Raw genomic sequence first — 25,380 nt, forward strand, 5'->3', positions numbered from 1 at the left:
GTCAGAACCGCAGCACCACGCGGGTTGCGCCCGTCTCGGCCGAAACCCGGCGGCCCTGAGCGGCCGCCGTCTGCGGCAGCAGGGCGAACTGCACCTGCGCCGGCGTGACCTTGTTGGCGAATGTGCCGGTTGGGAGGCCTTTCCACAGGTCGGGATCGACATTCATGCGGTCGGCCGTACCAGTGACCGTCCATTTGTCGCCCACGCTGTCGATCTTGACCTCGCCGCCCATCGGCATGGCGCTTTCGCAGCACATGATGGCCAGAAAGGCCAGTTTGATCTGATTGCGCGGCATCGCCTCGGTGACGTTCCAATGAACCCGGACTCGGCCCGCACGCTCGACATCGCGCAGCAGGTCGGCCACTTCGCTGCGGCCCAACGGCTGATCGCTGGCCCCGCCAAAGGCCACGCGAAAGAACCGGATCCGCGCCCCGGCGCTGCCAACGCTGCCGGTGATCAGTTCCATCTCGGGGCCCTGGGTGCCACCAACCATCTCCAACAGTTCCAAACCGTTCGTGATCGCGCCGATCGGGCTGATCAGATCGTGGCAGATCCGAGAGCCGATCAACTCGGCCAGGTTGACGTTGGTGTCGCCCATGCGTACCTCCTGTGGTATCCCCCATGCCCGACCCGGAGCCGTCGCATGACAGATCTGAATGCCATTCTTGCACCGGGCATGTTTGTCCGCCACCCAGATTTCCCTGACTGGGGCGTTGGACAGGTCCAGTCCAACATCGGGGGCAAGATCACCGTGAACTTTCGCGACCAGGGCAAAGTGGTGATTGACGGAACACGCATCGCCTTGATGCCGGTTCTTGATCCATGAAACTGGTTTAGGAAAGGTTAACGGGGCTCGCCACCCGGTTCGTGTTGCCATTCGCCGCGCAGCTGCGGTATCAGCGCTGGGATCGCAACAAGACGACGACCATTCCACATGCCGGATACGGGCCCTTCATTCACTGTCAAACTTGCCGAAACCGACGAGGAACTGCGCGCGGCGCAGCGGCTGCGTTATGACGTCTTCGTGCGTGAATTGGGCGGTGGCGGAGAGATGGTCGATCATGCAGAGGGCCTGGAACGCGACCAGTTCGACCCGTATTTTGATCACATGCTGGCCTATGACGACGCCACCGGAGAAGTGGTCGGAGTCTATCGCCTGTTGCCGGGTGACCGCGTAGCTGAAGTCGGACGGTTCTACTCTGAGGATGAATACGACCTTACCGTTCTAAAAAACAGCGGCCGCAAATTGCTGGAACTCGGTCGGTCCTGCCTGCATCCAGACTATCGCGGCGGAACCGCAATGTATCATTTGTGGAATGGCCTCGCGAAATATGTGTCCGAACGGGAGATCGAGGTTCTGTTCGGCGTTGCCAGTTTTCACGGCACAGACGTCAAGCACCTTGCCCAGCCTCTGTCGATGCTGCATCACAACCACCTGGCTCCACCCGAACTGCGGGTGCGGGCGCAGCCGGAAGTTTTTCAGAACATGAACTTGGTTCCGAAAGATGCGCTGGATCGACGGAGTGCGATGTTGCAGGTTCCGGCCTTGATCAAGGCCTATCTTCGATTGGGCGGGTTTGTGGGCGAGGGGGCATTCATCGACCATGCATTCAACACCACCGACGTTTGCCTGATCCTCGACACCACACGGATGAACGAAAGACAGAGACGCATCTATGGCGGAGCGTGACGTGCCAAACGGTGCTGTCTGGCACAGCTCGGACGACCCGGACCCGGTTGAGTTGGGCGTGTGGGGTTGGATTTTGGTGATCCTCCGGGGGCTTCCTCTGGCTGTGCTGGTGTTCGGTGGTCTGATCGTTCTTTTGCTTGTGCGCCTGGTCGAAAGACCCATCTTTGGTCTGCGTCGACCAATAACGCCGTTCATTGCCCAATTCGTGTGTCGCAATGCGTTTCGAATTCTGGGGATCGGATTTTCAAGCTCGGGTGAGCTGATGCAGCAGCGCGGGGCTGTCGTCGCCAATCACACGTCCTGGCTGGACATCTTCGCGCTCAACGCCCGCAAGCGTGTGTACTTCGTGTCCAAGGCCGAGGTGGCGAATTGGCCCGGCATCGGTTGGCTGGCCCGGGCCACCGGAACCGTGTTCATCGAACGCAATCCCAAGAAAGCGCGCGAGCAGACCAGATTGTTCGAAGACCGTCTGAAGGCCGGGCACAAGCTGTTGTTTTTTCCAGAGGGCACATCGACGGACGGACTGCGGGTTTTGCCATTCAAAACAACGCTTTTTGCGGCATTCTTTGCAGATGAACTGCGTGATTTCATGTATGTTCAGCCGGTTTCGGTTGTCTATCACGCGCCCGATGGGCAGCCGGATCGGTTCTATGGCTGGTGGGGCGACATGGATTTTGCCCCGCATCTTCTGAAGACGCTGGGCGCGCGGCGGCAGGGGCGGGTCGAATTGATCTATCATTCTCCGGCCCGGGTCAGCGATTTCGACAACCGCAAGGCTTTGGCCGCGCATTGCGAGCAGGCCGTTCGCCACGGGCATGCCTTGGCGCGGCCAGAAAAATAGGGGCAAAAGCCCCTTGCACCGTCAGTCAACCTGCCGTATACGCGCGGCATTCAAATCCGCAGGCGGGGTTTGGTCGTTTTGAGGGAGACATCCTCATCAAGGCCGCCGGTTGGAGCAAACGCTTCTTTCACCCCCGCCAAGGCGAAAACCGGAAAAGGAAAACATAGCATGGCTCTTCCCGAGTTCACCATGCGTCAGCTGCTGGAAGCTGGCGTTCACTTTGGTCACCAGACACAGCGTTGGAACCCCCGCATGGCGCCTTTCATCTATGGCGCACGCAACGGCATCCACATCATGGACCTGACCCAGACCGTTCCGATGCTGGACCAGGCGCTGCAGGCGGTACGTGACACCGTCGCCAAAGGCGGCCGCGTTCTGTTCGTCGGCACCAAGCGTCAGGCTGCACAGCCGATCGCCGAAGCCGCTGAAAAGTCGGCCCAGTATTACATGAACCACCGCTGGCTGGGCGGCACGCTGACCAACTGGAAAACCGTTTCCCAGTCGATCAACCGTCTGAACCAGATCGACGAAGCCATGGAATCGGGCGCTGAAGGCCTGACCAAGAAAGAGCGTCTGGGCATGGAGCGTGACCAGGCCAAGCTTCAGGCTTCGCTGGGCGGCATCCGCGAGATGGGCGGCGTTCCTGACCTGCTGTTCGTCATCGACGTCAAGAAAGAAGCACTGGCCATCGCAGAAGCCAACAAACTGGGTATCCCGGTTGTGGCCGTCGTCGACACCAACTGCTCGCCGGATGGCGTGGACTACATCATCCCCGGCAACGACGATGCTGCCCGTGCAATCGCACTGTATTGTGACCTGGCCGCACGCGCTGCGCTGGACGGCATGACCGCTCAGCTGGGCGCCGCCGGCGTCGACCTGGGCGAGTTCGAAGAAGCACCGGTTGAAGAAGCCGTTGCAGAAGAAGCCGAAGCGTCGGCCGAAGCGTAAGCTGCCCGTCACGTAAATGACATATGGGGCAGGGTAGACCTGCCCCAATTCCGTTTGAATTGAGGAGAGCCAAGAGATGGCAATCACTGCAGCAATGGTGAAAGAACTGCGCGACTCGACCGGCGCAGGCATGATGGACGCTAAAAAAGCGCTGACCGAAACCGGCGGCAACATGGACGAGGCCGTTGACTGGCTGCGCACCAAAGGTCTGGCGAAGGCCGCAAAGAAATCCGGCCGTACCGCAGCAGAAGGCTTGGTTGCCGTTCACGTCGAAGGTGGCAACGGTGTTGCTGTCGAAGTGAACTCGGAAACCGACTTTGTCGCGAAGAACGCCGAGTTCCAGGAAATGGTCGGCAAGATCACCTATGCAGCCCAGGGCGTTGACTCGGTTGAGGAACTGCTGGCTGCTGATCTGGGCGGCAAGTCGGTTGCCGACACGCTGACCGACAAGATCGCCACCATCGGCGAAAACATGTCGGTCCGCCGCATGGCCAAACTGTCGGGCGACACCGTAGTCTCGTATGTCCACAACGCCGCAACCAACGGCATGGGCAAGATCGGTGTTCTGGTTGCTCTGTCGGGCGGCGATGAAGCCATCGGCAAGCAGGTCGCGATGCACATCGCAGCCGTGAACCCGGCCGCTCTGTCCGAAGCCGACCTGGATCCGGCCGTTGTCGAAAAGGAAAAGCAGGTCCAGATGGACATCGCGCGCGAATCCGGCAAGCCCGAGCAGGTCATCGAAAAGATGATCGAGGGCCGCATGAAGAAATTCGTCGCGGAATCGACCCTGCTGAGCCAGCAGTTCGTTGTGAACCCCGACCTGACCGTGGAAGCAGCGGCCAAGGAAGCCGGCGCAACCATCACCGGTTTTGTTCGCCTGGAAGTTGGCGAAGGCATCGTGGTCGAAAAAGAAGACTTTGCTGCCGAAGTCGCCAAAGCGGCTCAGGGCTGACGCCTGTTCAGCCCGGGTTTTCCGGGCTGCTCCAAAAACATCCGAAACCGGTTGCGCGACGCGCGACCGGTTTTTTATTGGCGAATTTCCGATTGATCAGAGTAGTAATTGGAGGGCCCCGCAAGATGGGGATGGTCGAGGCCCCCCAAAATTTCCGACATCGGCACGCGGACGAATAAGCGCCCTTTGTCAGAGCGAACGGAGAGCCTTGGCAATACAAAGATCCGTCCAAATGTTCCTTGGCTAAAGCCACCACTCACGGAACAGGATCAATGTGCAATTTCTGCGCAGTTTTAGGAAGTCATGTATTCCTTACCTAAGGTCAACTGTCGTGCGACAGCGGCTTCAGACCTCCATTACGAACATCTGATTCTGCAGCGAAGCCTTCAAAACCGCCTGTGCGGTCGTTTCGACGGAAAGAGCCTCGCGCGCCAGCCTGAGGTGTTTTTCAACAGTTGCCGAGGTCAGTCCCATCAGCAGGGCAATGTCCTGGGTGGTTTTGCCGTCACCCACCCATTCCAGAGCCTCGCGCTGCCGCTTGGTCAGGGCGCGGTTCGGGGGATTGTAGGGCAGGGTCAGGATCTTGAGATGGGCGATGTTGTTCATCAGCAGGATGTCATCACCATGCTCGGCCCACATCTCGTCCATCTCGTCCTGGCTGCGGTTCAGAGCGGCCAGCGAAATTGCCCCCTTCGACCGCATGGACACCGAAGTGAAACTGATCGTGTAACCGACCGTGATCCCTTTCGAGCGGTTGAACTCGTACACCTTGCGTTCTTCGTTGGTCATCGTGCCGCTGGACATCATCTCGCGGATCATGCTCCAACTTGCAGCTCCCTCGTGATCCAGCGCCCATTTCAGCATGGGCGCATGGAAATACAGACCATCCCGAAGGAAACCGTCCATGTATTCCTTGCAGTGATTGGTCAGGATCACGAAGTCTTCAGGGTCGCCCAAAGACGTTTGGGTGCGGTATTGTGTGTGTCCGTACAACAGGCGGTCAAAACCATACTTGGCCATCTGTTCGGTGTGCGCGGCCCAAAGCTCCTCGAGGGTTTTCACATAGCTCAGAAAGTTGAGGTATTCCTTGAGCGTCATCATGCGCCGCCACCCTCCTGAAGATGCGCGGCCAGCGCTTCCAGCGCCAGAACATAGCTTTGAGCGCCAAAGCCGCAGATCTGCCCGATGGCGACGGCCGAGATGTAGGACTTGTGCCGAAATGCCTCGCGGGCGTGGATATTGGACAGGTGAACCTCGACCACCGGCAGTTGCGCCGACGAAATGGCATCCATCAACGCTATTGACGTGTGGGTATACGCGCCGGCGTTCAGGACGATCCCGTCATGGGTCCCGCGCGCGGCGTGGATAGCATCGATCAACACACCTTCATGGTTTGATTGGGCGCACTCGACACGCAACCCGATCGATGCACCATGCGAAACGCACAAGTCTTCGATCATCTTCAAGGTGGTATGACCATAAACCTCGGGCTGCCTTGTGCCCAAAAGGTTCAGGTTCGGTCCGTTCAATACAAGAATACTACGCATTATTTTTCTGTCCCCATACCTGTTTCATAGCCGCGAATTGAAAACGCGTCTACCGGCTTTGCTCTCATGAGGCGAGCAGGTGCAGGTCAGGTCATGGGGTCATGCTGTGAAACGACCGTGAATGTCGTTCCTAGTCGATGGACACGACAACTTTGCCGAGAACCGACCGATCGCCCAGCATCTCCAAAGCTTCGGCGGCGCGGGGCAAGGAAAAGCGGGCGCTGATACGCGGCTTTATCTTGCCGCCATGATACATGGCAAACAGTTCCCGCAAGTTTTCGGCATGTCCGGCCGGATCGCGGAATACGGACGCGCCCCAGAATACGCCGACGATCTCACAGCCCTTTAGCAAAGGCAGATTCAACGGGATATTGGGGATTCCGGCCGGAAAACCAACGACCAGAAACCGCCCCTTCCAGGCCATCGCGCGCAATGCCGGTTCGGCATAGTCGCCGCCAACCGCATCATAGACCACGTCAACGCCATCACCGCCCGCCAACTTCTTGATTTCGGCGGAGAACGCTTTTTGCGCCTCTCGCGTCATCTCTTTGGAGTAGACGATCGTCTCATCAGCGCCCAAATCCTTGCAGAACTGAGCTTTGTCTTCCGTGGACACCGCGGCAATTACACGCGCGCCCATCGCTTTGCCCAATTCAACCGCGGCCGAGCCGACACCACCGGCGGCCCCAAGAACCAACAAGGTCTCACCGCCCTTGAGCCCGGCGCGATCCTTCAGCGCATGGTAGGACGTTCCGTAGGTGAAGATGAAACAAGCCGCATCCTCGTACGGCATGGACTCCGGGATCGGAACGGCGCTGGCGGCCGGAATGCACAGCTGCTCGGCGAAACCTCCGTGGCCTGTCAGGGCCAGAACGCGGTCACCGATCTTCAGATCGGAAACACCATCTCCAACGGCGATCACATCGCCCGACACCTCTCCTCCGGGCGCGAAGGGGCGCGGTGGTTTCATCTGGTACAAATCGCGGATGATCAGCGTGTCCGGAAAATTCACGCCTGCCGCACGTACCCGGATCAGTACCTGACCCTTTTTGGGCGTTGGATCGGGCAGGGTGGTCAGTTCAAGTGTTTCCGGACCACCCGGGGCGACGCTGAGTAATGCTTGCATTTCGTTTTCCGATCTCCGCCATTTGTTGGCCCGAAGGTCGGGTCCTGACACTATGTTGTCAAGGCAGATGTGAAATGCAATTCTGCACAGTGAAACTGACCCGACCTGAAATAGAACTCAGGACGCAACAAAAACGAATTATGGGGAGAGGCTGATGAAACCGGAGAACTTATTTTCGCTAGCGGGCAAGACTGCTCTGGTCACGGGCGGCGCGACCGGCATTGGTCGGATGGCAGCCGAGGCTCTGCTGCGCGCGGGAGCGCGGGTGCTGATCGCTTCGCGCAAGGGCGAAGCCTGCGAAGCTGTGGCCGCCGAACTGAACGCGCTGGATGCGCCCGGAACCGCCGAAGGGTTTGCCGGTGACGTCAGCAGCGAGGCCGGTATTGATGCGCTGGTCGAAGAGGTAAACAACCGCACCCAAAAGCTTGATATCCTTATGAACAATGCCGGCGTTTCGTGGGGCGCGCCAATGGGACAGTTTCCCTATGACGCCTGGGACAAAGTCATGTCCGTGAATGTCGCCGGCATCTTTCATCTGACCCAGAAGCTGCTTCCTCTGCTGATGCAATCGGGTTCGGACGATGATCCTGCACGGGTGATCAACGTCGCATCGGTGATGGGAGAGGTTCCCATGGGAGATGGCGCCTACAGCTATTCCGCGTCGAAGGCGGCCGTCATCCATCTGACCAAGATCATGGCAAAGGAGCTGTCGCCCTACCGCGTGACTGTGAATGCTCTGGCACCGGGACCGTTCGTTTCGCGCATGACCGCCTTTGCCACCGCTGACGAGGAAAAACGCGAGAAAGTGGGCAAGTCGGTCCCGCTGGGCCGTGTCGGGCGCGACGAGGACATCGCGGGCTGTATGCTGTTCCTCAGCGGGCGCGGTGGCAGTTACGTGACCGGCGCCGTGATCCCGGTTTCGGGTGGAATCAACGTTCTGACCGGAGGAAACATCTTTGCCGATGCCCTGTGAACCCTGGTCCAGTGTCAAGCGAGGCCGATCGCATGAGCGATGACCCGAACACCCTCGACCTTGTCGCCGTAGATGCCTATCTGAGCGCCAACCTGCAAGGCTATGCCGGTCCGCTTGAGGCGACGAAGTTCACAGTTGGTCAGTCCAATCCGACCTACGAACTGCGCACGCCGGGCAAATCCTATGTTCTGCGGCGTAAACCGCCCGGAGTTCTGCTGAAATCTGCCCACGCGGTCGACCGCGAATTCCGTGTTCAGACCGCGTTGGCGCACAGCAAAGTGCCGGTGCCGCGCATGTACGTGCTGTGCGAGGATGACAGCATCATCGGCTCTGCCTTCTATGTCATGGAGCGTCTGGACGGTCGGAATTTTCTGGAACCGACTATGAAGGGCGAAACCAACGAAACCCGCAGCGCCGTTCTGGAAGAGATGAACCGGGTTCTGGCCGAATTGCACATGGTCGACATCGACGCCGTGGGCCTGTCCGACTACGGACCGACCGGCAACTACTTTGAACGCCAGATCGCGCGCTGGACCAAACAGTATCGCGCCTCGGAAACCGAAACGGTTGCCGACATGGATGCGCTGATCGACGCGCTGGAAAGCTCGATCCCGGCGGATGATGGCCAACGAACGCTGGTTCATGGCGACTATCGCATCGACAATCTGATGTTCGAGCGGGACGGCACCCGCTGCATCGGGGTCCTGGATTGGGAGTTGTCCACCATCGGCCATCCCTATGCCGATCTGGCGGCCGTAATCATGCAATGGCAGATGCCGCCGGGCAAAGAGGGGCGGGGGCTGGCCGGTGTTGACCGAAGCAGCCTTGGGTTGCCCAGCGATCAGCAGTTCATCGCCTCATACTGTCAGCGGCGCGGACTACCGGGCATCGACAATTTCGGCTTCTATCTCGCGTTCAACTTTTTCCGCATGGCCGGAATTCTCCAGGGCGTCTACAAACGCGCCCTGGACGGGAACGCCTCCGATCCGGCCCGGGCGCGTGCATTCGGAGCCTATGTGCCGATGTTCGCCAAACATGGTCTGGCAGCGCTGGGATAGAGGGGCAGGCGTGGTATCCGAGACATCATCAAGCGCCGACATTGGCAAGGATCGGAACTTCGTCACTGCACTGGCGCGGGGGCTTGAACTGCTGCGGTGCTTTCGCCACGGCGAAACGGCCCTGACCAACACGGATTTTGCTGAACGCACGGGTCTGCCCAAGCCAACGATCTCGCGGTTGACCCATACGCTGTGCCAACTGGGTTACCTTGTTCAGGATCACTCAGGCGGTTCGTATCGGCTTGGCGTCGGAGTGCTGCGGCTGGGATTCGGAGTTCTGGGTGCGGCTGACATATGCGAGCGTGCCGTCGAGGTGCTGAGGGAACTGCGCGATGGAGCCAATCCGTACCTGACGGCCGCCCTGGGCGAAGCACATCGGGCCGAGGTCGTATACGTCGCGGTCAGCAGGTCGACGCAGAATGTGGCGCTCACCATGCATGTCGGATCCCGGCTGCCGTTGTTCTCCTCGGCCATGGGGCGGGCCATTCTGGTTGGCATGACCGAGGATCAAAGGGAAACGGCGATTGACGCTGCTCGACGCGATCTGAACCTGCCCGAAAATCACCTGCGCGACTCGATAAAAACCGCGTTGGATGAATACGATACACAAGGTTATTGTACCGGATATTCTCTGTGGCGGGACGACGTCCATGCCATTTCCGTTCCGGTGTCCACCGCCAGCGACGGGCGGGTATTTGGATTGAATATCGGCGGGCCCAGCTTTTACGTGACCCCGGAAGAGCTTGAAGGAGACCACGCGCACAAGCTAATAGATGCCGCCCGGCAATTGGGATTGCGTCCCTGAAACCTCAGTGTGACGCCTCGAGTTCAAGTTCTACGTTGGCCAGGCTGTTCTTACCAAAAAACATCTCGGACCCGACAAACAGGCTGGGCACCCCGAAAACTCCGCGGCGAACGGCCGCCTTTGTCTGATCCTTCAAGGTCTGCTTGGCCAAATCGCCGGTGATCGCCTCACGGATTTTTCGTACGGGCAGGTCACGTTCTTGAATGATGTCGGTCAAAACATTCAGGTCGTCAATCTTCTGCCCGTGCACCCATATTGCGTCAAAAACGGCGTCTACATATCTGTCTTCCCATGATTTTCCCATCGCTGCGACCGCCCCACGCATGGCGAATTTCGTGTTCAGCGGAAAATAGGGGCTCATATGAAGGTTCAAGCCGCGCCGCCGCGCAAAGCGGTGCAGGTCATGGGTCAGATACGCCGATTTCTTCCGATTTTCCGAGAACGCCCGAAATGGGCTCTGGTTGTTGGTAGCCTTGAAAACTGTGCTCAGAAGAACGGGCACAAAGCGAATCGCGGCCCCGTGGCGCGCGGCGAGATCTGGCAAAACCTTATGAGCGAGGTAAGCGTTCGGGCTGCAAAAGTCGTATACGAATTCCACGTTCTGCGTCATCTGGCACCTCCGGCCGGTGGCGAATTCAGGGGTAACGGCTGCAAATCACGAATCCAGAACGCCGTCAGTCTAGCAGTGTCGCGGGTCGTGGCCGAGAGCAGACTTGCAGATCGCCCGCCCGGCAGTTTTCGCCGGCTGTGTTTTTAGGGCTGTTTTTCTTTGCCACAGGACGGCAGGATTGCGCGCAGGTGAAAGAAAAAACGGGGAAATTTCGGCCAATGCAGTTTGATCGGACGAGGCTGAACCGCATTCAGACATGGATGCAAAGGTATGTGGACGAACGAAAATACCCCGGGTGCGCCTTTCTGTTGAAGCAGCACGGGCGCGAAGTTTTCTTTCACGATTGCGGATTGCGCAGTCTCGAGAGTGATTTGCCGTACGACCGCGAGACCTTGGTTCGCATCTACTCGATGACCAAGCCGGTGACCACGACAGCGCTGATGATCTTGGTAGAGCAAGGTCTGATGCACCTTGAGGCGCCGGTATCCGAGTTTCTGCCGGAATTCGCCGAAATGAAGGCGTTGCGGAAAGACGCGCAATCCATTGAACAAACAGAAGACTCGACGCCGCCGACCCTGCATCAACTGCTGACCCACACCAGCGGGCTAAGCTATCCGTTCAATCCGGGCCTTCTGCCTGCTGCGATGGATGCTCAGGACCTGATGTTCAAACCGGACCAGGGTCCACTGGCCGATCAGGTTCGGGCCGTGGCTGCATTGCCGCTGGCGTTTCAACCCGGCAGCCGCTGGGAGTATTCGGTCGGAATCGACGTTATCGGACGGGTAGTCGAAGTCGTGTCCGGCAGGAGTTTGGACCAATTCTCTGCCGATGAGATCTTTGGGCCGCTTGGGATGGCCGAAACCGGGTTTTCGGTTCCCAAAGGGGCAGGGGACCGGTTCGCCTCGCTCTACACACCGCTCGAGGGAGACGCGATGGCCCTGAACGCGGCCAGGTCCGGCGGCGAAACGTTGCGATTGGTGGATCAGGCCGGAAACTCGCCATTCGAAGCGGCCACGCTGTTTTCCGGCGGTGGTGGGCTGGTCAGCACGATCGACGATTTTGCCCGTTTCGCCGAGATGCTGCGCGCCAAAGGGCAGGTGGGTGATCAACGACTGCTGGGCCCGAGCACGGTGGATTTCATGATGCGCAACCACTTGCCGGGCGACATCGCGTCCATGGGTCCTCAAAGCTTTGCCGAACAGCCGATGGACGGCATGGGGTTCGGGCTTGGCGGCGCTGTGGTTTTGGACCCGGGCCGTGCACGTACCCCTGGATCGGTAGGAGACTTCAGTTGGGGCGGAATGGCGTCGACCTTTTTCTGGGTCGACCAAAAGAACGACCTGTCGGCTGTTTTCTTTACACAGCTATCGCCCTCCAGCTCCTACCCGTCACGCTCAGAACTCAAAGCCCTGGTTCACGCCGCCCTCATTGAATGACCCGCGCGGGCCTGCTAGGCCGATCACGAACAGAACCAGAGAGAGTCGAATGACCGAAGCCGAACGCATCCTGTTGGATTTGCTGGACATTGAACGCCTTGAGGTAGACTTGTTCCGAGGCACCGGGTCCGGCGGTGAATCGCCCACGCGGATATTTGGCGGTCAGGTCATTGCGCAGGCTCTGGCGGCCGCGTACCGAACGGTCGAAAACCGCCTTTGCCATTCACTGCATGCCTATTTCATCCGTCCGGGTGATCCGGAAATTCCGGTTATCTATCAGGTAGATCGCGCGCGGGATGGCGGGTCGTTCACCACACGGCGCGTGGTGGCAATCCAGCACGGCAAGCAGATCCTCAACATGTCGGCCTCGTTCCACATTCAGGATGAAGGCTGGAACCATCAGCACGCGATGCCTGATGTCCCAGCGCCCGAAACGCAACCGTCCCGCGATGAATTGCGGCAGAAATACCTGAGCCGCGTTCCCGAAAGGCTGCGCACCGAATTGCTGCGCGAACGTCCGATCGAGGTGCGCGAGATTGATCCCCGGGACATATTCCAGCCCGAAAAAAGCGACGACCGAAACCATCTTTGGTTCCGCATGGGAGCAGCGGAACAGGCTGATCACGTGACCCAACACCTGTTGCTGGCCTATGCCTCGGACATGGCGCTACTGAGTTCCGGCATGCGTCCACACGGGTTGAGCTGGTTCACGGGCGAAATCAATGGCGCGAGCCTGGATCACGCGATCTGGTTTCATGCGCCGGTTCAATTCCAGAATTGGCATCTCTATTCCATGGAGTCGCCATGGACGGGGCAGGGACGCAGCTTCAACCGCGGGTCAATCTATGCGCAGGACGGTACCTTGGTCGCCTCCGTCGCGCAGGAAGGCCTTCTGCGCCGCGCCCGAAAGAAAGTCTAGGTATCGCCTGCAAACTGCTGATTTAACTTGTTCATTCCTGAAATCCAACGGTCGTAATCGGCGGTTTTCAAGCGCATGTAATCCAGAACCTGCGGATGCGGCAGAATCAGAAAGGTCTCGGTGCCAATGGCCTCGACACAAGCCTGTGCCACGTCCTCGGGTTCAAGCATGCCATCAATCGCGGCAACTGAGTCTTCAAACCCTTTGGTCATTTCCGATCGGACGGCCTGAGGACACAAGACCGAGACCCGGATGCCTTTGTCGGCATAGGTCAAAGCCAGCCATTCCGCGAAACCAACCGCCGCATGTTTGGTGACTCCGTATGGCACGGCTCCGGGCTGGTTGAGCAGCCCCGCAGCGGAAGCCGTGATCAATATGTAGCCGCCGCCGCGCGCAATCATCCGCGGCACCAGATGGCGTGCCGTCCACACATGAGACATGACGTTGATCTTCCAGATCCTGTCCCAATGCGCATCGGGAACATCGAGACCGCCAAGCGTCAGAATGCCGGCGTTGGCACAGAACAGATCAATGGGGCCGATCCTGGATTCAACGCTTTCGATCATTTGCTGGATATCGTGTTCGTCGGCCACATCGCATTTGACCGAATGCCCGCCAATGTCCTGGGCGACTGCTAGGGCGCCGGCTTCATCAATATCCGCACAGATCACACGCGCGCCGTCCGCCGCGAAGCGCGTCGCCATACCTTTGCCGATGCCTTGGGCTGCACCGGTAACAACTACGATTTTTCCCTGAAGGTCCATCAGCGCATCCTGTCTTGGGTTCACACAGGACCGTAACAGGTTGAAATAGCACCGCCAACGCGAACGTAGCGGTGCCAAGTCTCACAGTTTTATTTACATAATACCGATTACGCGATCTTTAGATTGCGGATCAGTAGAATGCCTGCAACCCGGTCTGCGCCCGCCCCAAGATCAACGCATGAACATCATGCGTGCCCTCGTAGGTATTAACGGTCTCAAGGTTGACCATGTGCCGAATGACTTGGAACTCCAACGAGATCCCGTTGCCACCATGCATGTCCCGCGCCATCCGCGCGATATCCAAGGCCTTGCCGCAGTTGTTCCGCTTGATGATCGAGATCATCTCAGGCGCTGCTTCGGCTTTGTCCATCAACCGTCCGACCGTGAGGCTGGCTTGCAAGCCCAAGGCGATTTCAGTCTGCATGTCCGCCAGTTTCTTTTGGAACAGCTGTGTCTGCGCCAACGGACGATTGAACTGCTTGCGATCCAATCCGTACTGACGAGCTGCGTGCCAGCAGCATTCTGCGGCCCCCATGACACCCCAACTGATGCCATAGCGTGCTCGGTTCAGGCATCCGAACGGCCCTTTCAGGCCCTGGACGTGCGGCAACAAGGCACTTTCGTCGACCTCCACGCCATCCATAACGATTTCGCCGGTGATTGACGCGCGCAGGCTGAGCTTGTTTTGGATCTTGGGTGCGCTTAGGCCCTTGGCGCCTTTTTCCAGTACAAAGCCGCGGATCTTTCCGTCATGCGCATCGGACTTGGCCCAGACAACAAACACATCGGCAATTGGCGCGTTGGAAATCCACATCTTGCTGCCGGTCAGACGGTAGCCGCCGTCGATCTTCTCTGCCCGGGTTTTCATACCAGCCGGATCAGACCCCGCATCCGGTTCGGTCAGGCCAAAGCAACCGATCCATTCACCACTGGCCAGTTTCGGCAGGTATTTCCGGCGCTGCTCTTCGCTGCCATAGGCATAGATCGGATACATCACCAGCGAGCTTTGCACCGACATCATCGAGCGATAGCCGGAATCCACACGTTCGACCTCGCGCGCGACGAGACCGTAGGTTACGTAACCGGCGCCAATCCCACCGTATTCTTCGGGAATTGTGGTGCCCAGCAGGCCCATTTCGCCCATCTCGCGGAAGATTTCAGGATCGGTTTCCTCGTTCTGAAACGCCTGTGTCACCCGAGGCTGCAGCTTTTCCTGCGCATACGCACGCGCGCTGTCGGCGATCAGGCGTTCATCCTCGGTCAGTTGATCAGACAGGCGGAACGGATCGTCCCATGTAAAGCGGCCAAGATCGGGCGCATCCTTTGCGCGCAATGCAGGTTTGGTGTCGGGGGCGTTCATCTTCTGGCTCCAAACTGAAGTTCATACGCACCCTACCCTGCAATTTACGCAAAAAACAGCGAGACATTTGCAAGTTTTCATGAGTAAAACGCATAGATGGATACGCCTCGTCGACTCTTTCCGTCAATTTCTTCGCTTCGCGCGCTCGAAGCGTTGGACCGTTTGGGTTCCGCCTCGGCCGCCGCGGAAGAGCTTGCGCTGACCCAGAGCGCCGTCAGCCGGCAACTGCAGACGCTCGAGACCCAGCTGGGCGTGCAGCTCATTCTGCGTGACAAGAAGCGATTGGCGTTGACGCCGGTGGCGCAGGAGTATGTCGCGGAAATACGACAAGGTCTGAACCAAATTGCGCAGGCCTCCCTGAAACTGCACGTCGCGCCAGTGGGTGGAACGCTGAATCTGGCAATCCTGCCGACATTCGGAATGCGTTGGCTGGTGCCACGGCTGCCGGATTTCGCCCGTTTGCATCCTGACATCACGATCAACATGTCCACGCGTCTGAGGCCATTCAACTTCTCATCAGAACCCTTTGATGCCGCGTTACATTTCGGGGAACCAGATTGGCCCGGAACTGAGCGTCTGCTGCTGAAGGTGGAAAGGGTTCTGCCGGTATGTGCCCCCTCGCTGCTGCCAGGAGGCGCGCCGGACGATCCGCGCGAATTGCTGAAACTGCCCCTTCTTCACATCCAGACCCGCCCGCGCGCCTGGCAAGACTGGTTCAAGCAAATGGGCGTTCCGCATTCAGGCGCCCTGCCCGGTACGGTGCACGATCAATTCACGACCATCAATCAAGCCGCCCTGCATGGGCTGGGCGTCGCCCTGCTGCCCAACTATCTGATCGAGCAAGACCTGGCGACCGGCAGGCTTGTTGCAGCCTGCAAGGATCCGGTTGAAACCATGGGGGCATATTACCTGGTCTGGCCAAGCTCAAAGTCCGAAGATCCGACACTTCGGCACTTCCGTCACTGGTTGGCGTCTCAGGCCCAAAACGACGAAACACTGCCCAGATAGGCTAATCCAGCGCGTAACCAGCACCTCGAACCGTTCGAAGGGGGTCGGCTCCGCCAAACGCCGTCAAAGCCTTGCGCAGTCGACCAACATGGACATCCACGGTGCGGGAATCGACATAGACGTCGCGCCCCCAGGCACGGTCCAATAGCTGATCGCGACTGAACACGCGCCCCGGTTTTTCCATGAAGGTGCACAGCAGCCGGAATTCGGTTGGCCCCATCCGGAGCGGCTTGCCCGCCCGACTGCCCTTGTGGCTTTCGAGGTCCACGACGATGTCGTGATATTCTAGGGTTTCCGCAGCCGCCGCCGGGCGTACCCGACGCAGTTGAGCTCGGATCCGCGCCATCACCTCCGCCATCGAATATGGTTTGGCCACATAGTCATCGGCCCCCGTCTCCAAACCGCGCACCTTGTCCGCCTCATCGGACCGCGCCGACAGCATGATAATCGGAATCGCGCGAGTCTGCGGGCGTGCCTTTAGCTGACGACACAGCTCAATCCCGCTGAGATTGGGCATCATCCAGTCAAGAACAATCAGATCAGGCGCCACCTCTTGAACCAGCACCAGGGCTTCTTCGCCGCTTGCCGCCTGAACCACTTCGTACCCGGCGGACTGCATGTTGTAGGCCAGCACCTCGCGCAGCGCGGGCTCATCATCGACAATCAGGATAGTCGGCTGGCCCGTCGGCATGCCGGCCACCCCCTACAGAGATTGCGAGGTGTTGTCTGCTTTCGGGCGGGCTTCGGTCGGCCGTTCGCCGGTCACCAGATAGATAACCTGTTCGGCGATGGCAGTGACGTGGTCGCCCATCCGCTCGATGTTCTTGGCGATGAAATGGAGATGCATGCAGGCCGTGATGTTGCGCGGGTCTTCTGCCATGAAGGTCAGCAACTCGCGGAACAGGCCGTTGTACATCTGGTCCACTTCCTGGTCCCGATCGATGACGTCACGGGCCAGTTCAGCATCCCGTTGAATATAGGCATCCAATGCGTCACGCAGCATCCGCTCGACCTCGCGCGCCATGCGGCGCAGTGCGGCGGTGCTGCCGCCGATCTGGTTGGCCTCGACCAGAATGGTGGTGCGCTTGGCGATGTTCTTTGCGTAATCGCCGATGCGTTCCAGGTTGGCCGAAACCTTGAGAACGGACAGCACCAACCGTAGGTCGCCGGCGGTGGGCGCCCGCAGAGCGATTACCCGGGCGGTTTCCTCGTTGATCAGGTCCTCAAGCGCATCAATCGCCTTGTCGCCCTGCCGTACCTGCTGTGCAAGCTCCTCATCCCGCGTTTCCAGCGAACGGGCCGCACCTGTAATCGCGGCCTCGACCAGACCACCCATTTTCATGATGTGGGCTTGAACCGCCTCAAGATCGCGGTCGAAGGCAGATGCAATATGTTGTTCGCTCATGGTCTTTTACCTGTTCTCAGCCGATACGGCCGGTGATGTAGCTTTCGGTACGCGGGTCTTCGGGGTTGGTGAAGATTTGGGCGGTATCACCGAACTCGACAAGATTGCCCAAGTGAAAAAACGCCGTTTTCTGGCTGACGCGCGCCGCCTGTTGCATCGAGTGGGTGACAATCACGACCGAAAACCTCTCACGCAGTTCATCAATCAGCTCTTCGACCTGGGCGGTGGCAATCGGGTCCAGTGCCGAACAGGGCTCGTCCATCAACAGAACTTCGGGTGCCGTGGCGATGGCGCGTGCGATACACAGGCGCTGTTGTTGCCCTCCTGACAAACCAGTACCAGGGGCATCCAGGCGATCCTTCACCTCGTCCCAGATGGCGCCGCGGCGCAAGGATTTCTCGACGATCTCGTCAAGTTCGGCCTTGGTCTTGGCCAGACCATGAATGCGCGGGCCGTATGCGATGTTGTCATAGATCGACTTTGGAAAAGGGTTGGGTTTCTGAAACACCATGCCGACCTTGGCGCGCAGTTGCACGGGGTCGATCCGCTTGTCATAGATGTCTTCCCCATCCAGGCGGATTTCACCCTCGACCCGACAGATGTCGATGGTGTCGTTCATCCGGTTCAGACACCGCAAAAAGGTAGACTTGCCGCACCCCGAGGGCCCGATGAACGCCGTAACGGTCTTGTCCTGGATTTCTACATTCACGTCCTTGATGGCGTGCGTGTCACCATAGAACACGTTCACGTTCCTGGCTGAGACCTTGAGGGTTTCGGTTTCCAATGCGCTATCCACGGGTGGCGGGTCCTTCGTTTTTTGGTCCGAGTACTCGGCTTGACCGTTCCTAGCCTATCACGCGCCAGTCTTACATGGGCAAAATGACGGTGAACACCGCGCCCTTTCCCAAATCACTTTCCACCCGCAACCGACCGCGGTGGCGGTTGATGATGTGCTTGACGATAGCCAGGCCCAGCCCCGTCCCCCCCAACTCGCGCGAGCGGTGGCTGTCGGCGCGGTAAAACCGTTCGGTAAGTCGAGGCAGATGAACCGGATCGATGCCAGGGCCCTTGTCGATGACCCTCACCCGGGCGGCCGGTCCCCGGATCGCGGTATCCTGATCTGAAACCGTCACTTGCACATCGACACCGCCACCGCTGCCGCCATATTTGATCGCGTTTTCAATCAGGTTGGTGAAGACCTGCCGCAGCTGGTCATTGTCGCCCGGAAGGCGAACGGGGTTATCCGGGGCGCTCAGAGACAGGCAAACGCCCGCGTCATCCGCCAAGGGGCGCAACGTCTCGAGCGTCACGCGCAGCAGCTCGATCAGTTCAATCTGCTGCCTTGGCCGAATGCGCTCTTCGCTCTCGACCCGATTCAAGGACAGCAGGTCACCGACCAGGCGATTCATCCGGTTGGCCTCGGCTGTCATGATCTTCAGGAATCTGTCCCGGGCCGCCGCGTCATCCTTCGCCGGTCCTTGCAAGGTCTCGATGAAGCCCATCAGAGCGGTCAGTGGGGTACGAAGTTCGTGGCTGACATTGGCAACGAAGTCACGGCGCATCTGGCTGGCCTGTTCAAGGTGGGTCACATCCATGAACGTTGCCAGAACCGCGCCACCGGAAACCGCGCCAACGCCCTGCATGTACCGACAGTGGACCTGAAACGCAGTGTCCTGTGCGCCGTCGTTCGCCAGATGCCGGCTGTTGGCCGGCCCCTTGCTCCGCAAGCTTTTCTCCATCGCTTCGATGACCTGCGGCTGTCGCAGGATCGTCGCAAAATGGCGACCGTCGATGTTTCGGCCCAACAGCGCACGCGCATCCGCGTTCGAGGCGATGATCCGCTCGGTCTGATCGACCATCAATGCGGGCATCGGCAAAGCAGAGACGACTTCGGCAAGCAGTTCGTTGCTCATGACCGGTTCACAGGACCTATGCGACGGGCGAAACGGGCGTCAGCGTTTCCCGGAACTTGCGCATGTTCTCTTGATAGTGGAGCGCGCTGAACGTGATCCGCCGGGCCGCCGCTTCGTCCAGTTGCCGGACCACCTTGCCAGGGGCTCCCATCACCAGCGAGTTGTCGGGGATCTCCTTGCCTTCCGTGATCAGGGCCCCTGCCCCGATCAGGCAGTTCCGGCCGATCTTCGCGCCGTTCAGGACGATGGCTCCCATACCAATCAGGCTGTTGTCGCCGATGGTGCAGCCATGCAGCATCACTTTGTGGCCGATGGTGCAATTCTTTCCGATCGTCAGAGGAAAACCGGCGTCGATATGCATCACGCAGTTCTCCTGCACGTTGCTGCCCTCGCCCACGCGGATTTCTTCGTGATCGGCTCGGATCGTGCACCCGAACCAGACGGATGCACCTTGCTCAAGGACGACTTTGCCGATCAGGTTCGCGTCCGGTGCAACCCAGCTGTCTTCGTGAATCTGCGGGACGTCCTGTCCCAATGCGTAAATGGTCATGACATGCTCTCGAATTCGTATTGAAGGGCGCGGACGTGATCCTGCAACCGGGGCTGCTGAATACGGCGCATCCGCTCGGCGCTGACGATCGTCTTCAGCTTTTCCTCGGTTGCGGCCAGATCGTCATTGATCAACACATAGTCGTAGTATCCCCAATGGCTGATTTCGTCCCAGCTTTTCATCATGCGCTTGGAAATGACGTCGGCGCTGTCCTGACCGCGGGTTTCAAGCCGGCGGCGCAGCTCTTTGATCGATGGCGGTAGAATGAAAATGGACAAAGCATGTTTGCCCAGCTCGGAATTCCGGATCTGCACTTCACCCTGCCAGTCTACGTCAAACAGCACGTCCCGCCCGCTCTGGATCGCTTCGCGCACTGGTCCAGCGGGTGAGCCGTAGAAATTGCCGAACACATGGGCATGTTCCAGCATCTGCCCGTTTGATACCTGCTGGCGGAAATCATCTTCGCTAAGAAAATAGTATTCGCGTCCATGTTCCTCACCCGGGCGCGGGGCGCGTGTGGTGGCCGAGATCGAAAACTCGAGTTCGGTGTCCCACTCCATCAGGCGACGGGCCAAAGTGGATTTCCCGGCACCCGAGGGCGACGACAGGATGATGAGTAGACCGCGGCGATCCGCCATTACGCTTTCCCTTGCTTATTCAACATTTTGCACCTGCTCTCTCAACTGGTCGATCACCGCCTTCAACTCCAGACCGACTGATGTCAACTCCGAGTTCTGGGATTTGGAGCACAGCGTGTTGGCCTCGCGGTTGAACTCCTGCATCAGGAAATCCAACTTGCGGCCGACCGGGGCCTCCTGCTCCAGCAGTGCGCGTGCGGCTACGACATGCGCGGCCAGGCGGTCCAGTTCTTCGGTGATATCCGCTTTGACCGCGATCAGGGCCAACTCCTGCGCCACCCGGTCGGGATCAGCGCCCTGGCTGTTTTCCATGACCCGCGCTAGGTTCTGGCGCAGAGTGTCGGCCATGGCTTCCTTGCGCCGCTCGGCCAACTCGGTGGCCTGCTCGGTCAGGGTCTGGATCTGATCCAACTGGGCCGACAGGACGGAAGCCAGGGCTTGCCCCTCATCCCGGCGCATTTCCACAAACTCGGCCAGCAGACTACCAAATTCGGATTTCAACGCCTCGACCAGCGGCGCGGGATCGTCGTCTTCGGCTGCCGCGTCCAGCATCCCTTTGATCATCAGCAGATCGCTGGCCTTTGACGGTGCAAACGCGACACCCTTGTTGACCGCCAATTCCTCGGCCTGCGCCAACGCATCCAGCGCGGCGGTCATTGCGCCTTCGTTCAGTTTCAGTTCGGCAGCGGTTTCCTCGCGGGCGACGCGCAGGCTCAGCGTCACGTTGCCCCGGCTGACCTGTTTGGACATATCCGCGCGCAGCGCAGCCTCAAGTCCCGTCAGCCAGTCCGGCACCCGCAACCGCATGTCCAGGCCCTTGCCGTTGACGCTGCGCAGTTCCCAGCTCCAGCTGTGCGGCCCCAATGCGCCCTTTCCGGATGCAAAACCGGTCATGGATTTGATCATGCCTGCCCTTTCCCACTGCTGCGCAGCCTTGTTCTGCTGCACCTAAAGCTATCGTACCCCATAGGGCAAGACCTTGCCGGATGTGCAATTCAACGCAAGAAGTTAACCATTCCTTAAAGATTTGGTCCAAAATTGAATAAACCCGTGTCAATCTGTCAGTCGAAGGATGGGTCGGCCGCTATCGCTTCGCATGGCGCACGGACCGGATGGCCGCCAATCGACACGAGGTGCATGGTAATGAAAACCTTCTTCTGGAATGGTTCCGGGTCGAAAGCTGGAAAGATCATCGCAATGGATCGCTTTGACAGTGGGCGCAGTCTGTCCCCCATCCGTCAGGCCGAGGCGTATTGGACCGCGCTGCTGAGCGGCGACGGCGTTCCCAAGCGTTCCCAGATCGACCCACGCGGCCTCGAAAACATTCTGGAATACACATTCATTCTGGAACGCATCGCGCCCGGCCTCGCCCGGTTTCGACTGGCGGGAAGCCATCTGAACAAGATCGCGGGGATGGAGGTGCGCGGAATGCCTCTGACCGCCTTCTTTGATCCCAGCGCCCGTGATCAGGTGTCAGAGGCCCTGGAAGAGGTGTTCGCCGCTCCGGCGATCGGTGAGTTCAGCCTTGTTTCAAAAGGCAAGCTCGGCCGGACGCGGCTGCAGGCCCACATGATCCTGTTGCCCCTCAGAAGCGATCTGGGGGATGTCAGCCGGGTGCTGGGTGTGATGGTCAGCGATGGCACGATAGGCGCTACGCCGCGACGGTTCGGAATCGAGGACACTCGGATCCGCACACTGGTGAACATTCAGGATCAGGCCCACAACAGCCGGCCTTTCGAGGCGGGCTTTGCCGAGGATCAGGCCGATTTCCAGAGACCGGCGAAACACCTGCGGCTGGTCTTCTCTCGCGACGAGTGAAAAGCAGAACGGCGGACCCGAGGGCCCGCCGTTTGCGTTTCAATCCGACATGCCTCAGCTTGCCGCGCGGTCCTTTCGGTCACGGCGCAGGTTGGTCAGCTCTTCAGCCACCAGGAACGCCAGCTCCAGCGACTGCGATGCGTTCAAACGCGGGTCGCAGGCGGTGTGGTAGCGGTCCGACAGGTCCTCTTCGCTGACGGCGCGGACGCCGCCGGTGCATTCGGTCACGTCCAGTCCGGTCATCTCGAAATGCACGCCGCCGGGGATCGTGCCCTCGGCCTGATGCACGCCGAAGAAATCCCGCACCTCGCGCAGGACCGATTCGAACGGCCGGGTCTTGTAGCCGGTGGCCGACTTGATCGTGTTGCCGTGCATCGGGTCGCAGACCCAGGTCACCTTGGCGCCCTCTTCCTTGACGGCCTTGATCAGGCGCGGCAGGTGCTCGCCCGCTTTGCCCGCGCCGAAGCGCGCGATCAGGGTCAGACGGCCTTCTTCGTTGTCCGGGTTCAGCTTGGACATCAGAACCTTGAGGTCCTCGGCCGTGGTGGTCGGGCCGCATTTCAGGCCGATCGGGTTCAGCACGCCGCGGCAGAATTCGACATGCGCGCCGTCGGGCTGACGGGTGCGGTCGCCGATCCAGATCATATGGCCCGAGCCGGCCAGCCATTTGCCCGAAGTCGAATCCAGTCGCGTCAGCGCTTCTTCATACTCCAACAGCAGTCCTTCGTGGCTGGTGTAGAACTCGACGGTCGAGAATTCATGCGTGGTATCCGCGGTGATGCCGGCGGCCTCCATGAAGTCGATCGTGTCCTGAATGCGGTCGGCGATCTCGGAATACTTCTGCACGTCCTGTTCGTTGGTGAAGCCCAAGGTCCAGGAATGCACACGGCTCATGTCCGCGAAACCGCCGGTCGAGAACGCGCGCAGCAGGTTAAGAGTAGCCGCGGCCTGGGTATAGGCCTGCAGCATCTTTTCCGGGTTCGGGATACGCGCCTCGGGCGTGAAGGCCAGTTCGTTGATGATGTCACCACGGTAGCTTGGCAGTTCTACGCCATCGACCACTTCGGTCGGCGCGCTGCGCGGTTTGGCGAACTGGCCGGCCATACGGCCCACCTTGACCACCGGAACCTTGGCACCATAGGTCAGAACCATCGCCATCTGCAGCATCACCTTGAAGGTGTCGCGGATCGCATCGGCGCTGAACTGGTCGAAGCTTTCGGCGCAGTCCCCACCCTGCAGCAGGAAGGCCTCGCCACGGCCGGCCGCACCCAAGTGCTGTTTCAGACGCCGGGCCTCGCCCGCAAAAACCAGCGGGGGATACTGCGAAAGCTTGGCCTCGACTTTGGCCAGCGCGGCCGCGTCGGTATAGTCTGGCATCTGAACCCGCGGCTTGCTGCGCCAGTTCGTTTTTTGCCACTCGGTCATAGCTTTGATCTCCGCTGAGGTAATTCAGGTGGTCTCTATACAAAATCCATAGACCAGAGACCATATCCGATTTGCGCCTCTTGACGTCGGAAACAAGCTTTGAGCATGGTGTCGGTCAAATTCGCCGCAGGCCTTGGGCCTCGGCCCGCCGAATCAAGGACAGTTCGCCATGCAAGAGCAACGCCAAGTTGTCACTGTGGACAAGCGCGCGGCCAAGCCGCTCAATTTCGTATTCGTGTTGCTCGACAAGTTTTCGTTGCTGTCTTTTGCCTCGGCACTGGACAGCCTTCGGATTGCCAATCGTATGGCGGATCAGCAGATCTATACCTGGTCGCTGGCCGGTGAAGGCGGAGAGGTGGTCAGCTGCTCGGCCGGGACGACGTTCGAGCTTGACCGCGATCTGGACGAACTGCAGCGGGACGAAGTGATCCTTGTTTGTGGCGGCGTCGATGTTCAGGCGGCGACCACCAAAAAGGTTCTGAACTGGCTGCGCCGCGAGGCCCGCAAAGGCTTGAAGATCGGTGGCTTGTGCACGGCGGCCTATACCCTCGCCAAGGCCGGCCTGCTGGACGGCAAGCGGGCCACCATCCACTGGGAAAACGCCGACAGCTTTGCGGAAGAGTTCGAAAACGTCGAACTGACGAAATCCGTCTTTCTGATCGACGGCAACCGGATGACAACGGCCGGTGGCACCTCGTCAATCGACCTGATGCTGAAACTGATTGCCGATGACTACGGTGAAGAGTTGGCCAATGCCGTGGCTGACCAGATGATCTATTCCTCTATCCGCACCGATCAGGACACCCAGCGCCTGTCGACGCCCACGCGGATCGGTGTGCGCCACCCCAAGCTGAGCCAGGTCATCCTGATGATGGAGAAGAACATCGAGGAGCCCATTTCGCCCTCGATCCTGGCCAAGGATGTTGGCATGTCGACCCGCCAGCTCGAGCGGCTGTTCCGCCGGTATCTGAGCCGTTCGCCCAAGCGTTATTACATGGAACTGCGGCTGCACAAGGCGCGCAACCTGCTGATGCAGACCGACATGAGCGTGATCAACGTGGCCTTGGCCTGCGGTTTTGCCAGCCCCAGCCATTTCTCGAAATGCTACCGTGCGCATTACAACACCACGCCCTATCGCGAGCGTGGCACGCAGAGCGGGCGGCTGTCGGTCTGACGCCTAGAACATGCCCAGAATGGGCTCGGCGCGCGTGTTGATGCTGAACTGCAGAACTATCACGCCATCGTCGCGTTGATGCAGGAGACCGTAATAGTAGAGATAGCTGTTCTTATCGTTCCAGTAGATCCGCATTTCCTGCGCGAACCCGTTCTCAAGCTCGACCCGTTTGGCAACGTCGGCATTGGTCAGGTAGTACGGAACAAGGTCACGTAGCTGCCCTTGCAGGACTTGCATCTGCTGCGGCGTGTATTCGTCGGCGCCGCCCAACCGGGTGATGACGTTCGAGAACTCGCGGTTCTTGATCTTGGTGTCGACGAAGGCTTCGTAATCGGGATAGGTCGCAAAAACCTCGTCGGCCGCGGCGGGAAGTGTCGAAAGGGACAAAAATATCGCTGCGAGAATGCGGAACATATCAAT

At 59.4% G+C, this 25,380-nt stretch carries 29 protein-coding genes; 13 read left to right on the plus strand and 16 right to left on the minus strand.

Features of this window, described 5'->3' with window-relative positions:
• Window position 1: 1 nt before the first annotated feature.
• Entirely contained in the window at window positions 2-598 is a 597-nt protein-coding gene (locus ACR0IR_RS05630; RefSeq protein WP_170363473.1) for a histidine phosphotransferase family protein, read from the minus strand.
• A 45-nt stretch (window positions 599-643) separates the two neighbouring features.
• Between ACR0IR_RS05630 and ACR0IR_RS05635 the strand changes: the two genes are divergently transcribed.
• The 5 genes from ACR0IR_RS05635 (at window position 644) to tsf (ending at window position 4,431) form a co-directional block, all read left to right on the plus strand.
• Window positions 644-826 (plus strand): DUF3553 domain-containing protein, encoded by a 183-nt coding sequence (locus tag ACR0IR_RS05635; RefSeq protein WP_170339192.1) that lies wholly within the window; start codon window positions 644-646, stop codon window positions 824-826.
• Between the two features lie 108 nt (window positions 827-934).
• A complete protein-coding gene (olsB, locus tag ACR0IR_RS05640) occupies window positions 935-1,690 on the plus strand; it encodes an L-ornithine N(alpha)-acyltransferase (protein ID WP_170363472.1) in 756 nt (251 codons plus the stop codon).
• Window positions 1,677-2,531, plus strand: coding sequence for a lyso-ornithine lipid O-acyltransferase (gene olsA, locus ACR0IR_RS05645; RefSeq protein WP_170363471.1), 855 nt, complete (start codon window positions 1,677-1,679; stop codon window positions 2,529-2,531). Before olsB ends, olsA begins: the two co-directional genes overlap by 14 nt.
• Window positions 2,532-2,699: 168 nt before the next feature.
• Complete coding sequence (gene rpsB, locus ACR0IR_RS05650) at window positions 2,700-3,479, plus strand: 30S ribosomal protein S2 (RefSeq protein WP_093962056.1); 780 nt, start codon at window positions 2,700-2,702, stop codon at window positions 3,477-3,479.
• A gap of 76 nt (window positions 3,480-3,555) precedes the next feature.
• Window positions 3,556-4,431, plus strand: a complete 876-nt coding sequence (gene tsf, locus ACR0IR_RS05655; protein ID WP_093962057.1) for a translation elongation factor Ts — start codon at window positions 3,556-3,558, stop codon at window positions 4,429-4,431.
• Between the two features lie 345 nt (window positions 4,432-4,776).
• Here the strand turns inward: tsf and ACR0IR_RS05660 are convergent, their stop codons facing one another.
• From ACR0IR_RS05660 to ACR0IR_RS05670, 3 genes are all read right to left on the minus strand, one after another.
• Window positions 4,777-5,529 (minus strand): LuxR family transcriptional regulator, encoded by a 753-nt coding sequence (locus ACR0IR_RS05660; RefSeq protein WP_093962957.1) that lies wholly within the window; start codon window positions 5,527-5,529, stop codon window positions 4,777-4,779.
• Window positions 5,529-5,978: a type II 3-dehydroquinate dehydratase gene (gene aroQ / locus ACR0IR_RS05665; RefSeq protein WP_170339183.1), complete on the minus strand. Its 450-nt coding sequence runs from the start codon at window positions 5,976-5,978 to the stop codon at window positions 5,529-5,531. The genes ACR0IR_RS05660 and aroQ overlap by 1 nt, the downstream gene beginning before the upstream one ends.
• A gap of 130 nt (window positions 5,979-6,108) precedes the next feature.
• Complete coding sequence (locus tag ACR0IR_RS05670) at window positions 6,109-7,104, minus strand: NADPH:quinone oxidoreductase family protein (RefSeq protein WP_170363470.1); 996 nt, start codon at window positions 7,102-7,104, stop codon at window positions 6,109-6,111.
• Between the two features lie 154 nt (window positions 7,105-7,258).
• Here ACR0IR_RS05670 and ACR0IR_RS05675 point away from each other — a divergent pair, with 154 nt between their 5' ends.
• From ACR0IR_RS05675 to ACR0IR_RS05685, 3 genes are read left to right on the plus strand one after another with little or no spacing between them, the layout of a single operon-like run.
• Window positions 7,259-8,077: an SDR family NAD(P)-dependent oxidoreductase gene (locus ACR0IR_RS05675; protein ID WP_170363469.1), complete on the plus strand. Its 819-nt coding sequence runs from the start codon at window positions 7,259-7,261 to the stop codon at window positions 8,075-8,077.
• Between the two features lie 32 nt (window positions 8,078-8,109).
• Window positions 8,110-9,135 (plus strand): phosphotransferase, encoded by a 1,026-nt coding sequence (locus tag ACR0IR_RS05680; protein ID WP_170363468.1) that lies wholly within the window; start codon window positions 8,110-8,112, stop codon window positions 9,133-9,135.
• A gap of 10 nt (window positions 9,136-9,145) precedes the next feature.
• Window positions 9,146-9,940 (plus strand): IclR family transcriptional regulator, encoded by a 795-nt coding sequence (locus tag ACR0IR_RS05685; protein ID WP_367647654.1) that lies wholly within the window; start codon window positions 9,146-9,148, stop codon window positions 9,938-9,940.
• Window positions 9,941-9,944: 4 nt separating this feature from the next.
• On the opposite strand, the gene ACR0IR_RS05690 is transcribed toward ACR0IR_RS05685, so the two are convergent.
• On the minus strand, window positions 9,945-10,550 hold the full coding sequence (locus ACR0IR_RS05690) for a 2-hydroxychromene-2-carboxylate isomerase (protein WP_170363466.1): 606 nt from the start codon (window positions 10,548-10,550) through the stop codon (window positions 9,945-9,947).
• Between the two features lie 218 nt (window positions 10,551-10,768).
• On the opposite strand from ACR0IR_RS05690, the gene ACR0IR_RS05695 reads away from it, so the two are divergent.
• Complete coding sequence (locus ACR0IR_RS05695) at window positions 10,769-11,986, plus strand: serine hydrolase domain-containing protein (RefSeq protein WP_170363465.1); 1,218 nt, start codon at window positions 10,769-10,771, stop codon at window positions 11,984-11,986.
• Between the two features lie 49 nt (window positions 11,987-12,035).
• A complete protein-coding gene (locus tag ACR0IR_RS05700) occupies window positions 12,036-12,905 on the plus strand; it encodes an acyl-CoA thioesterase (RefSeq protein WP_480778989.1) in 870 nt (289 codons plus the stop codon).
• Here the strand turns inward: ACR0IR_RS05700 and ACR0IR_RS05705 are convergent.
• Window positions 12,902-13,669, minus strand: coding sequence for an SDR family oxidoreductase (locus tag ACR0IR_RS05705; RefSeq protein WP_170363463.1), 768 nt, complete (start codon window positions 13,667-13,669; stop codon window positions 12,902-12,904). The genes ACR0IR_RS05700 and ACR0IR_RS05705 overlap by 4 nt on opposite strands.
• Window positions 13,670-13,799: 130 nt before the next feature.
• Window positions 13,800-15,029, minus strand: coding sequence for an acyl-CoA dehydrogenase (locus ACR0IR_RS05710; RefSeq protein ID WP_170363462.1), 1,230 nt, complete (start codon window positions 15,027-15,029; stop codon window positions 13,800-13,802).
• Between the two features lie 96 nt (window positions 15,030-15,125).
• On the opposite strand from ACR0IR_RS05710, the gene ACR0IR_RS05715 reads away from it, so the two are divergent.
• Window positions 15,126-16,037: a LysR family transcriptional regulator gene (locus ACR0IR_RS05715; protein ID WP_170363461.1), complete on the plus strand. Its 912-nt coding sequence runs from the start codon at window positions 15,126-15,128 to the stop codon at window positions 16,035-16,037.
• Window position 16,038: 1 nt separating this feature from the next.
• Here the strand turns inward: ACR0IR_RS05715 and phoB are convergent, their stop codons facing one another.
• The 7 genes from phoB to ACR0IR_RS05750 all read right to left on the minus strand — a co-directional run bounded on the left by phoB (window position 16,039) and on the right by ACR0IR_RS05750 (window position 21,449).
• The gene (gene phoB / locus ACR0IR_RS05720; protein WP_170363460.1) at window positions 16,039-16,728 is read right to left on the minus strand and encodes a phosphate regulon transcriptional regulator PhoB; all 690 of its coding nucleotides are present in this window, start codon (window positions 16,726-16,728) and stop codon (window positions 16,039-16,041) included.
• Window positions 16,729-16,740: 12 nt separating this feature from the next.
• Complete coding sequence (phoU, locus tag ACR0IR_RS05725) at window positions 16,741-17,442, minus strand: phosphate signaling complex protein PhoU (RefSeq protein WP_093962068.1); 702 nt, start codon at window positions 17,440-17,442, stop codon at window positions 16,741-16,743.
• Window positions 17,443-17,458: 16 nt separating this feature from the next.
• Complete coding sequence (pstB, locus tag ACR0IR_RS05730) at window positions 17,459-18,238, minus strand: phosphate ABC transporter ATP-binding protein PstB (protein WP_260066122.1); 780 nt, start codon at window positions 18,236-18,238, stop codon at window positions 17,459-17,461.
• Between the two features lie 70 nt (window positions 18,239-18,308).
• Window positions 18,309-19,355, minus strand: coding sequence for an ATP-binding protein (locus ACR0IR_RS05735; RefSeq protein ID WP_170363459.1), 1,047 nt, complete (start codon window positions 19,353-19,355; stop codon window positions 18,309-18,311).
• Window positions 19,356-19,371: 16 nt separating this feature from the next.
• Window positions 19,372-19,905: a gamma carbonic anhydrase family protein gene (locus ACR0IR_RS05740; protein ID WP_170363458.1), complete on the minus strand. Its 534-nt coding sequence runs from the start codon at window positions 19,903-19,905 to the stop codon at window positions 19,372-19,374.
• Window positions 19,902-20,543 carry a guanylate kinase gene (gene gmk / locus ACR0IR_RS05745; RefSeq protein WP_170363457.1) on the minus strand — a complete coding sequence of 214 codons (642 nt, stop codon included), beginning with the start codon at window positions 20,541-20,543 and terminating at the stop codon, window positions 19,902-19,904. The genes ACR0IR_RS05740 and gmk overlap by 4 nt, the downstream gene beginning before the upstream one ends.
• A 15-nt stretch (window positions 20,544-20,558) precedes the next feature.
• Window positions 20,559-21,449 (minus strand): YicC/YloC family endoribonuclease, encoded by an 891-nt coding sequence (locus tag ACR0IR_RS05750; protein ID WP_170363456.1) that lies wholly within the window; start codon window positions 21,447-21,449, stop codon window positions 20,559-20,561.
• Window positions 21,450-21,686: 237 nt separating this feature from the next.
• Here ACR0IR_RS05750 and ACR0IR_RS05755 point away from each other — a divergent pair, with 237 nt between their 5' ends.
• Window positions 21,687-22,361 (plus strand): PAS domain-containing protein, encoded by a 675-nt coding sequence (locus tag ACR0IR_RS05755; RefSeq protein ID WP_170363455.1) that lies wholly within the window; start codon window positions 21,687-21,689, stop codon window positions 22,359-22,361.
• A 54-nt stretch (window positions 22,362-22,415) separates the two neighbouring features.
• Here ACR0IR_RS05755 and ACR0IR_RS05760 read toward each other — a convergent pair whose 3' ends face one another.
• Window positions 22,416-23,786 (minus strand): class II 3-deoxy-7-phosphoheptulonate synthase, encoded by a 1,371-nt coding sequence (locus ACR0IR_RS05760; protein ID WP_093962074.1) that lies wholly within the window; start codon window positions 23,784-23,786, stop codon window positions 22,416-22,418.
• 169 nt (window positions 23,787-23,955) lie between these two features.
• Between ACR0IR_RS05760 and ACR0IR_RS05765 the strand changes: the two genes are divergently transcribed.
• Window positions 23,956-24,960, plus strand: coding sequence for a GlxA family transcriptional regulator (locus tag ACR0IR_RS05765; RefSeq protein WP_170338595.1), 1,005 nt, complete (start codon window positions 23,956-23,958; stop codon window positions 24,958-24,960).
• A gap of 3 nt (window positions 24,961-24,963) precedes the next feature.
• On the opposite strand, the gene ACR0IR_RS05770 is transcribed toward ACR0IR_RS05765, so the two are convergent.
• Entirely contained in the window at window positions 24,964-25,374 is a 411-nt protein-coding gene (locus ACR0IR_RS05770) for a hypothetical protein (RefSeq protein WP_170363454.1), read from the minus strand.
• Between the last annotated feature and the right edge of the window lie 6 nt (window positions 25,375-25,380).

The organism is Ruegeria sp. CF2 (genome assembly GCF_056537385.1).

Coding starts and splice junctions, on each gene's coding strand:
- ACR0IR_RS05660 (WP_093962957.1), bottom strand. CDS start 5,529: ATGACGCTCAAGGAATACCTCAACTTTCTGAGCTATGTGAAAACCCTC.
- ACR0IR_RS05715 (WP_170363461.1), top strand. CDS start 15,126: ATGGATACGCCTCGTCGACTCTTTCCGTCAATTTCTTCGCTTCGCGCG.
- ACR0IR_RS05690 (WP_170363466.1), bottom strand. CDS start 10,550: ATGACGCAGAACGTGGAATTCGTATACGACTTTTGCAGCCCGAACGCT.
- ACR0IR_RS05740 (WP_170363458.1), bottom strand. CDS start 19,905: ATGACCATTTACGCATTGGGACAGGACGTCCCGCAGATTCACGAAGAC.
- ACR0IR_RS05710 (WP_170363462.1), bottom strand. CDS start 15,029: ATGAACGCCCCCGACACCAAACCTGCATTGCGCGCAAAGGATGCGCCC.
- ACR0IR_RS05675 (WP_170363469.1), top strand. CDS start 7,259: ATGAAACCGGAGAACTTATTTTCGCTAGCGGGCAAGACTGCTCTGGTC.
- ACR0IR_RS05695 (WP_170363465.1), top strand. CDS start 10,769: ATGCAGTTTGATCGGACGAGGCTGAACCGCATTCAGACATGGATGCAA.
- phoB (WP_170363460.1), bottom strand. CDS start 16,728: ATGCCGACGGGCCAGCCGACTATCCTGATTGTCGATGATGAGCCCGCG.
- ACR0IR_RS05635 (WP_170339192.1), top strand. CDS start 644: ATGACAGATCTGAATGCCATTCTTGCACCGGGCATGTTTGTCCGCCAC.
- ACR0IR_RS05765 (WP_170338595.1), top strand. CDS start 23,956: ATGCAAGAGCAACGCCAAGTTGTCACTGTGGACAAGCGCGCGGCCAAG.
- ACR0IR_RS05770 (WP_170363454.1), bottom strand. CDS start 25,374: ATGTTCCGCATTCTCGCAGCGATATTTTTGTCCCTTTCGACACTTCCC.
- olsB (WP_170363472.1), top strand. CDS start 935: ATGCCGGATACGGGCCCTTCATTCACTGTCAAACTTGCCGAAACCGAC.
- phoU (WP_093962068.1), bottom strand. CDS start 17,442: ATGAGCGAACAACATATTGCATCTGCCTTCGACCGCGATCTTGAGGCG.
- ACR0IR_RS05750 (WP_170363456.1), bottom strand. CDS start 21,449: ATGATCAAATCCATGACCGGTTTTGCATCCGGAAAGGGCGCATTGGGG.
- ACR0IR_RS05680 (WP_170363468.1), top strand. CDS start 8,110: ATGAGCGATGACCCGAACACCCTCGACCTTGTCGCCGTAGATGCCTAT.
- ACR0IR_RS05735 (WP_170363459.1), bottom strand. CDS start 19,355: ATGAGCAACGAACTGCTTGCCGAAGTCGTCTCTGCTTTGCCGATGCCC.
- aroQ (WP_170339183.1), bottom strand. CDS start 5,978: ATGCGTAGTATTCTTGTATTGAACGGACCGAACCTGAACCTTTTGGGC.
- ACR0IR_RS05705 (WP_170363463.1), bottom strand. CDS start 13,669: ATGGACCTTCAGGGAAAAATCGTAGTTGTTACCGGTGCAGCCCAAGGC.
- olsA (WP_170363471.1), top strand. CDS start 1,677: ATGGCGGAGCGTGACGTGCCAAACGGTGCTGTCTGGCACAGCTCGGAC.
- ACR0IR_RS05760 (WP_093962074.1), bottom strand. CDS start 23,786: ATGACCGAGTGGCAAAAAACGAACTGGCGCAGCAAGCCGCGGGTTCAG.
- gmk (WP_170363457.1), bottom strand. CDS start 20,543: ATGGCGGATCGCCGCGGTCTACTCATCATCCTGTCGTCGCCCTCGGGT.
- ACR0IR_RS05700 (WP_480778989.1), top strand. CDS start 12,036: ATGACCGAAGCCGAACGCATCCTGTTGGATTTGCTGGACATTGAACGC.
- ACR0IR_RS05755 (WP_170363455.1), top strand. CDS start 21,687: ATGAAAACCTTCTTCTGGAATGGTTCCGGGTCGAAAGCTGGAAAGATC.
- rpsB (WP_093962056.1), top strand. CDS start 2,700: ATGGCTCTTCCCGAGTTCACCATGCGTCAGCTGCTGGAAGCTGGCGTT.
- ACR0IR_RS05630 (WP_170363473.1), bottom strand. CDS start 598: ATGGGCGACACCAACGTCAACCTGGCCGAGTTGATCGGCTCTCGGATC.
- ACR0IR_RS05670 (WP_170363470.1), bottom strand. CDS start 7,104: ATGCAAGCATTACTCAGCGTCGCCCCGGGTGGTCCGGAAACACTTGAA.
- tsf (WP_093962057.1), top strand. CDS start 3,556: ATGGCAATCACTGCAGCAATGGTGAAAGAACTGCGCGACTCGACCGGC.